5 protein-coding genes are annotated in these 7659 nt (G+C 61.3%); all 5 read left to right on the top strand.

The window, feature by feature from the left end; translation table 11 throughout:
* Window positions 1-226 precede the first annotated feature (226 nt).
* The 5 genes from ACW4QM_RS11290 (at window position 227) to ACW4QM_RS11270 (ending at window position 7302) form a co-directional block, all read left to right on the top strand.
* Window positions 227-523: a RelB/DinJ family addiction module antitoxin gene (locus tag ACW4QM_RS11290; protein ID WP_237974474.1), complete on the top strand. Its 297-nt coding sequence runs from the start codon at window positions 227-229 to the stop codon at window positions 521-523.
* Window position 524: 1 nt separating this feature from the next.
* Entirely contained in the window at window positions 525-989 is a 465-nt protein-coding gene (locus ACW4QM_RS11285; RefSeq protein WP_237974473.1) for a type II toxin-antitoxin system VapC family toxin, read from the top strand.
* 261 nt (window positions 990-1250) lie between these two features.
* Entirely contained in the window at window positions 1251-4709 is a 3459-nt protein-coding gene (dnaE, locus tag ACW4QM_RS11280; protein WP_455798462.1) for a DNA polymerase III subunit alpha, read from the top strand.
* Window positions 4709-5521, top strand: a complete 813-nt coding sequence (gene truA / locus ACW4QM_RS11275; protein WP_237974471.1) for a tRNA pseudouridine(38-40) synthase TruA — start codon at window positions 4709-4711, stop codon at window positions 5519-5521. The genes dnaE and truA overlap by 1 nt, the downstream gene beginning before the upstream one ends.
* Window positions 5522-6375: 854 nt before the next feature.
* Complete coding sequence (locus ACW4QM_RS11270; RefSeq protein ID WP_161127422.1) at window positions 6376-7302, top strand: hypothetical protein; 927 nt, start codon at window positions 6376-6378, stop codon at window positions 7300-7302.
* The last annotated feature ends 357 nt before the right edge of the window (window positions 7303-7659 follow it).

Here is a 7659-nt window from a genome sequence, read left to right as displayed (position 1 = left end):
CGAGAACCACAGATCCAGCGCATCCTGCTTGGCCCTCTTGTCGTACATTCGAACTCCCTTCCGGACACCTGGGTGTCCAACTTGGAGTCCGCACCCCCGAGACGCTAACAACTCGAGATTTCATACAATTTCAGGGTAGTTCGTCAACCGAGCGAGTGATTAGCAGTAGTCTTGACTTTCGCAATAGTTGTACTCAAAATGTTGTACAGCAAGAAAGGAGGTCATTGTGACCGATGCGATGGTGACGGGGCGGATGCCGGAGCGGAAGAAGCAGCAGGGGCTTCGTGTGCTCAAGCGAGATGGAATGAACGCCTCTCAGGCGGTAAACCTCTTGTTCGACCGGCTGATCGAGGAGGGGAGCGCCGACTTCCTTTTGCAAGACGGTGGTGCGTCCGCAGACGAGCGGTGGGCATCGGCGGCGCGCTTTGTCGACAACCTCTCGCGCAAGCGCTCAACACGGTTCGACGATATGACGAAGGCCGAGATCAAGCTTGACCGTCTCGCCGCCAAGGGGCTGGTGTGACATGGCCCAAGCCAAGCTACTTCTCGACACCAACGTGGTTGTGGACTACCTGAATGAGTGCGAGCCGTTCTACGAGAAGGCTCGGCTGCTGATGATTGGCGGTCGGGTGGGGGAGTTCGAGCTGTGGATCTCTTCGTCTCAGGTGACCGACCTCGTGTACATCCTTTCCAACGGAGGACGAACGAGCGAGATGGATGCCGTCATGGGGCAACTGCGGGGCTTGCGCACCTTCGTCAACGTGTTTGCAGCGAGCGAGAGGGAGGTCGACCTGATGCTCGCCACCTCGTGGCACGACCCAGAGGACTACCTCCTTTACGAAATCGCCCTGGCGCTTAGAGCCGATGCCCTCATCGCACGCAACCAGTCCGATTTCCCCCAGGGCCTCGTTCCCGTCATGGACTGCGACGAGTTCTTCCAATGGATGCGAGATACGCACGGTCTCGACTACGGCGAGATTGAATTCTAGGTTTGATGGTGCTTCCGATGGCTCGCGCTCCCAGGGCATTCCATGCAAAACTCACTGTTTGTTCGCACACCGTGGGGCGACAGGCTGGTATCATGGCAGCCGAGAAAATGACGGAACGGAAGAGCGGTCGGAAGGGAGGCGGCGCGGCGATCTGGGCTCGCGTCTGCCGCGCGCTTTCGACCCAGCATGACACGGCACAGCGCGCATAACCACACCACAACTGAAATCCGTGCGCCGCCGACCTTATCGAAGGGGCTGACGATGGCATTTGTCCATTTGCACAACCATACGGAATACTCGCTGCTCGACGGGCTCACCCATATCAAGGACATGGTGCGCCGCGCCGCCGAGCTGGACATGCCGGCGGTGGCCGTCACCGACCACGGCGTCATGTCCGGCATGGTGGAACTCTCCGACGCCTGCGACGCCGTCGAGAAGGAGACGGGCAAGCGCGTGAAGCCCATCTTCGGCTGCGAGGTGTACTTCACCCCCGACGAGTCGCTGCGCAAGGACGTGAAGCCGAAGCTGTATCACCTGCTGCTTCTGGCGAAGAACAACGAGGGCTACCATAACCTGCTGAAACTCGTCAGCGAGTCTCACGTGGACAACTTCTACTACAAGCCGCGCACCACCTTCTCCATGCTGCAGAAGTACGGCCACGGCATCATCGGCTCGTCGGCCTGCATTGCCGGCGTCATCCCGAAGCTGCTCGACGAGCGCCGCTTCGACGACGCCGTGGAATGGGCCCGTAAGTTCGCCAGCTGTTTCGATGAGGGCGACTTCTACATCGAGCTGCAGAACCAGGGCATCCGCACCGATGCCGGCTTCACCCAGACCGAGCTGAACCACGAGCTCACCCGCGTGGCGAAGGCCGCGGGACTCAAGACCATCGCCACCAACGACTTCCACTACCTGCTGAAGGAAGACGCCGAGGCCCAGGACATCATGCTGTGCATCGGCACCGGTTCCACGGTCAACCAGACGAACCGCATGAAGTTCGAGAACGACCAGTTCTACATGAAGACCGAAGAGGAAATGCGCGAGGCCATGAAGGACTTCCCCGAGGCCTGCGACAACACCGTGGAAGTGGCGGCGAAGTGCGACGTCACGTTAGAGCGCGAGCCCATCCTGCCGAAGTTTCCCCTGCCCGAGGGCGAGACCGAGGAGTCGTGGTTCCGCAAGCGCGTGCAGGAGGGCCTGGAGAAGCGCTACGGCTCCCCGGTGCCCGAGCGCGAGCAGAAGCAGGCCGACTACGAGATGGGCATCATCATTCAGCAGGGCTTCCCGGCCTACTTCCTCATCGTGCAGGAGTACATCGAATGGGCGCGCAGCCAGGGCATCGGCGTGGGCCCGGGCCGCGGCTCGGCCGCCGGTGCCATCGTGGCCTACGCCATGGGCATCACCGACCTTGACCCTATGCCCAACGGCCTCATGTTCGAGCGATTCCTCTCGCCCGAGCGCGTGGAGATGCCCGATATCGACGTCGACTTCGAGCAGGGCCGCCGCGAAGAAGTCATCAACCACATCAAGGACGTCTATGGCGAGGATCACGTCTCCCAGGTGATCACCTTCGGCACGCTGCAGGCCAAAAACGCCGTGCGCGACTCGGCCCGCGTGCTGGACTACCCCTACGGCGTGGGCGACCGCATCTGCAAGATGATCGGTGACGAGCTGGGCATCACCATCGACAAGGCGCTGGACACGAACCCCGACCTGAAGAAGGCCTACGACACCGAAGAGGACGTCAAGCGCATCATCGACGCCGCGAAGTCCATCGAGGGCCACGTGCGCGGCGAGGGCGTGCACGCCTGTGCCACCATCATCTGCCGCGACCCCATGAGCGATCACGTGCCCATGAAGCGCGACACCAAGGGCGGCGGCATCATCACGCAGTACGACGGCCACTACACGCCGGATCTGGGCCTGTTGAAGATGGACTTTCTGGGCCTGCGCACCCTGGACGTGCTCTCCATCGCCTGCCGCAACATCGAGGAGCGCACCGGCACGAAGATCGTGCCCGAGGAGGTTCCCACTGACGACGAGAAAGCCTTCTGTCTCATGCAGTCCGGCAACATGGACGGCCTGTTCCAGGTGGAGGGCGCCCTGTACGTGAGCCTGTTCAAGCGCCTGCCTCCCAAGCAGTTCTCCGACGTCGTCGCTTCCATCGCCCTGAACCGCCCGGGCCCGCTGGAGTCCGGCATGGTGGAGGACTACATCAAGGCGGCGAAGAACCCGGCCGCCGTGCACTACTACGACGACCGCCTGCGCCCCATTCTGGAAGAGACCCACGGCACCATGGTCTACCAAGAGCAGATCATGCAGATCTCCATGGCCATGTCCGGCTTCTCCGCCGGCAAGTCCGACAAGCTGCGCAAGGCCATGGGCAAGAAGAAGCTCGACATCATGCGCCAGCTGCAGGCCGATTGGGACGAGGGCGCCGTGGCCAACGGCTATCCGCTCGAGATCGCCCAGCAGATCTGGGCCGACGCCGAGAAGTTCGCGAAGTACGCCTTCAACAAGTCGCATTCGGCCGCCTACGCCATCCTCGTGATGCGCACGGCCTACCTGAAGGCGCACTACCCGAACGACTTCATGGCCGCCGTGCTCACCAGTTACATGGGCAACACCGACCGCCTCATCCGCTACATCGCCAGCTGCAACAAGAACGGCACGCCGGTGCTGCCGCCGGACATCAACGCCTCCCGCGCCGAGTTCACCCCGGTCGAGGGCGGCATCCGCTTCGGTTTGGTGGGCGTGCGCGGCGTGGGCAAGAACGTCGCCGACGAGATCATCGCCGAGCGCGAGGCGAACGGCCCGTTCACCTCGCTGCACGACTTCGTGAACCGGCTCGACGCGAAGTGCTACAACCGCAAGACGCTCGAGGCCCTCATCAAGGGCGGCGCTTTCGACTCCACCGGGTATACCCGCAAGCAGCTCATGTACTTCGTGGAGGAGACGCCGCTTCTGGAAGGCGCGGCCAAGCGCCAGAAGGATCGCGACGCCGGCCAGGTATCCATGTTCGACATGTTCGCCGACGACGCCGACTCCGGCTTCCAGGAGGACGTGCCCGCCCCCGACGGCGTGGAGTGGGACAAGCGCACCAAGCTCGCCTACGAGAAGGAGATCATGAAGATCTACGTGAGCGAGCACCCGCTGGCCCCCTTCGAGGGCACGCTGCGCCGTATGTCCCGCTACGACATGGGCATGCTCTCCGAACAGACCAAGGAGATCAAGAACGGCGTGTTCGTGGGCATGATCTCGAATGTGGCGACGAAGCTCACGAAGCGCGGCACGAAGATGGCCACGTTCACCCTGGAGGACACCACCGGCTCCATCGAGTGCATCTGCTTCAAGTACGACGACTTTGCCGAGGTCATCCAGGAGGACGTCATCGCGAAGATCAAGGGCAAGTTCGAGAGCGGTGACCGCGGTAACCAGATCATGGCCTTCGAGCTGGAGGCGCTGGAGCTTAACGAGGAAGATGCGCGGCCGAGCCACTTGGAGCTGCGGGTGCCCTCGCGCTCCTTCGACCAGAACCGCTCGGCGCACCTGAGTCGCATCCTGAACTCGTACCCGGGTCGCGACGGCGTGGTGCTCTTCGTGCAGCAGGCCGACGGCCGCCGCTTCCGCGCCGAGCTGCCGGTGTCGGTGGATGCCCAGTCCACGGTGCTGAAGGCGGAGATCCGCGACCTGTTCGGCCCCGAGGCCATGATTGCCTAATGGAAATCTCGCGACCGAGTCTGGAAGAGCGGGCGGCCGAGTGCGAGCGGGAGCTCACGTTCTCGGCGACGGTGGCCTATGATGGGGCGTCGTTTTCGGGGTTCGCCAAGCAGCCGGGACAGCTCACCGTGCAAGGGGAGCTGGAGCAGGCGCTCGACCTTTTGTTCCGTCGGCCAGTAGGCGTGGTCTGCGCCGGGCGCACCGATGCCGGCGTGCACGCCCGCGGGCAGGTGGTCTCCTTCGACATCGACGAGTGCGAGCTGCGCGGGCGCACGCCCTATAACCTGCGGCGCTCGCTGAACGCGCTCACCTGCGAGGGCATCGTGGTGCGCGCGGTGGAGGAGCGGCCGCGGGGCTTCTCGGCCCGCTTCGACGCCCAGTGGCGCGAGTACAAGTACTTCCTCGCCACGGGGGATACGCCGCCGGTGTTCACCGATCGCACCGCCTGGTATGTGGGTCCGAACTTGGACATCGCCGCCATGGAACGGGGCGCTACGCACCTCATCGGCGAGCACGACTTCAAGAGCTTTTGCTTGGCCGCCTCGGCCGTCGGCAAGCCGACCTGCCGCAACGTGGAGGAGATCTCCATCGCCTCCGAGGAGATTCTGGGCGAGCCGCACCGCGTCATCACCGTGCGGGGAAACGCCTTCCTCCATTCCATGGTGCGCACCATCGTGGGCACGCTTGTCATGGTGGGCCGCGGCCAGCGCGACCCCGACTGGGTCGCCGAGGTCCTCGCCGCCCGCGACCGCCAAGCCGCCGGCGAAAACGCCCCCGCCCGCGGCCTCATCTTCTGGTCGGTAGGGTACTGAGCGTTGTTTTGTTCAGTGCTCTCGTAATGCACGTAATGCACGTAATGCAGCATGTTTGCGCCGTGGCATAACGCGCCTACCCGACGTCGTATCTTCTAATCGGCGGGGCACTTGTTGCCCGCTTGCGTGGATCGCCTGCTGAGCGGTTGAGAGTGCTCCGCTCACTCGATTCGCGTCCTGCCGCCAAAAGTGCGTTGGTCAGCCTCATCCAAGGGCGCATTGTCCAAAAATGTAAGGAAATCGGCGTTTATCAGCGTCACCATCAGTGTTTTGACGCTGATAACCGCTGATTTCAATCATTTTCTGGCTCTCAGACGCTGATAAACGCCGATTTGCCTACGTTTTCAGGATCTTTGACGCTGCAATACGTCGGTTTGCCTACGGGGTCGGGCGGTGCCGACCATTCGAGAAGACGTTGGTCGATAAACACGAAAAGATCCGCACTAACCAATCGCCTCCTTCTTTTCCATCGCTTTCTTGGCTTGGCAACGTCTCGAAATGCTCCAGCATCGGTCTTCCTCAGGGGATGGCGGAGAATGGTATGCGAGCATCGTTCTATTTGCTATATCGGTAGACGGATTGATAAATAGGCTCATTGCTCATCAATGATGATCCCGTAGAGTTCTCGATTGTTCGACCGTCGCGCGGCTCTGCCTGATATCTTACGCGGCATGGATTTGACTTTCAGTCACATAACTGCCCTTGTGCTTTTGAGGATATGGTCGTGCAACCATCCTTTGACATTGCGCGCCTTCCACGATCTCCGTCCTCGCGATGCCGGGCACCTTCCTTTCCGCCATCTGCGTGAACCCAGGCCTATTGTCGGGTCGGCCGATACCGAAGCAGCCGTCAGGATGGCCATCGAAAACGTGAAGAAGCCGAGCATGCGCCACACGCTCGATAAGCTTTGGGACGAGGCCTCGGAAAAGAATCCGCTCCATGTTCTTGTGGGGCCTAAGCGCGGACGGCATTCAACTCAGCGCATACTGTTTCACCAAATATCCGCGCCCCTGCCGAGCCACGCGCTCCTGGAAATCGCTCCTGGCATAGCCGTTTGCTCTCCAGAAATGGTGTTCGTCCAGATGGCTGAGGCCCTTTCTGTCGCTGAACTCATCGCGCTCGGGTACGAGCTTTGCGGCTGCTACCCGTTGGATACTGAAAGATCCGAGGCTCTCGTGCGGGCGCCCCTCACAACACCCGCCCGCCTCAGCGCCTTCGTCGATCGCGCCGATCGCGTAAGAGGCGTTCGCAAGGCGCGGATCGCCGTCCGATATGTTCGCGCGAAATCGGCCTCACCTAAGGAAACGGAGATGGATGCGCTGCTCCTCACGCCGCAGAAGTGGGGAGGAATGGGCTTTCCGGAGGCTCTCGTCAACGAGCCGGTCTCCCTCTCTTCGCAAGCGGCTCGAATCCTCCGTGGCAATCGGGTGGTTTGCGATCTGCTCTGGCCGCAGTACTCTTTGGCAGCCGAGTACGATGGGCGTGAGGCTCACCTTTCGAGACACCAGCAAACAAGGGATTCCCGGAGGCGAGATGCATTGCTGGCCAATGGCACCGATGTTGTAACCATTACTTCGCCGCAAATAGACGGCGTCTCCGATTTCCTGGAAGTTGCTGATGCGATCTCGCGAAAAATGAAGCGACGGCCTCTCAAGCGTACGGAGACCTTTTGGGAGCGGCATCTGCAACTACGTCATGGCATAAGATCTTACCATTGCAATTACTTGTCGCGGCCATCCCGAAGAGACGATGCAATGCCTGATGGCCCCGCTCCTCGATAGGCTTTTGGCTCAGGGGCTAATTGACCACGACCACCCAAGCAGTTGTCGGTTGGTCCTGGAAGAGTCGAACAATGCTTGGCGACAGGTGGGTGGCCGGAGATTATTGAGCCGTCTCGACGGGTGTTCAAGCGTAGGTTTGGCTGAACTTACTTTTCGGGGGGTCGGATTGGCCGTTTCTGTATTCGAATCGGCGTTTATCAGCGTCACCACCAGTGTTTTGACGCTGCTAACCGCTGATTTCAATCATTTTCCGGCTCTCCCGCTGTTAAACCACCATTGACATATAGCCGTACCTCTCCCCGATGCTGACGCGGTTGGCCAGGCTCAGGAAGGGATGCGACTCCAGGTGCGTCAGCT

This window comes from Adlercreutzia sp. CNCM I-6207 (assembly GCF_977072305.1).
Note: the sequence above shows the minus strand (reverse complement) of the source record. Positions and strands in the feature narration are given on the sequence as shown.

What these genes read in the sequence shown, in the direction of transcription:
- truA (WP_237974471.1), top strand. Translation starts at nt 4,709, where the DNA reads ATGGAAATCTCGCGACCGAGTCTGGAAGAGCGGGCGGCCGAGTGCGAG.
- ACW4QM_RS11270 (WP_161127422.1), top strand. Translation starts at nt 6,376, where the DNA reads ATGGCCATCGAAAACGTGAAGAAGCCGAGCATGCGCCACACGCTCGAT.
- ACW4QM_RS11285 (WP_237974473.1), top strand. Translation starts at nt 525, where the DNA reads ATGGCCCAAGCCAAGCTACTTCTCGACACCAACGTGGTTGTGGACTAC.
- dnaE (WP_455798462.1), top strand. Translation starts at nt 1,251, where the DNA reads ATGGCATTTGTCCATTTGCACAACCATACGGAATACTCGCTGCTCGAC.